Source organism: Pseudomonas sp. DE0010, from assembly GCF_007680745.1.
In the GTDB taxonomy this organism is placed as follows: Bacteria; Pseudomonadota; Gammaproteobacteria; order Pseudomonadales; family Pseudomonadaceae; genus Aquipseudomonas; species Aquipseudomonas parafulva_B.
On record NZ_VEJQ01000150.1, the window covers coordinates 1 to 298 of the forward strand.

Here is a 298-nt window from a genome sequence, read left to right on the forward strand (position 1 = left end):
GTGGTGAAGAAGGGGTCCAGGGCGCGCCCGAGCACGTCGGTCGACATGCCGCAGCCGGTGTCGGTCAGGGCGATGCAGACATAATGCCCCTGGGCCAGGCCGCCATGGGCCAGGTCCTGGCCATTGACCTCGACGTTGAGGGTTTCCAGGGTCAGGGTGCCGGTGCCGCGCTCCTGCATGGCCAGGCGAGCGTTGTCGACGATGTTGAGCAGCGCCGTCTCCAGCTGGATCGGATCGAGCCGGCAATTCCACAGCGCCGGCGCCGGGCGGAAGATGAAGCGGAAGGGGCCGCCCAGGG

1 protein-coding gene is annotated in these 298 nt (G+C 68.8%); it reads right to left on the reverse strand.

What is annotated here, in order from left to right; all coding sequences use genetic code 11:
• On the reverse strand, window positions 1–298 hold a 298-nt coding region (locus tag FS767_RS22030; RefSeq protein ID WP_256674308.1), incomplete at both ends, for an ATP-binding protein.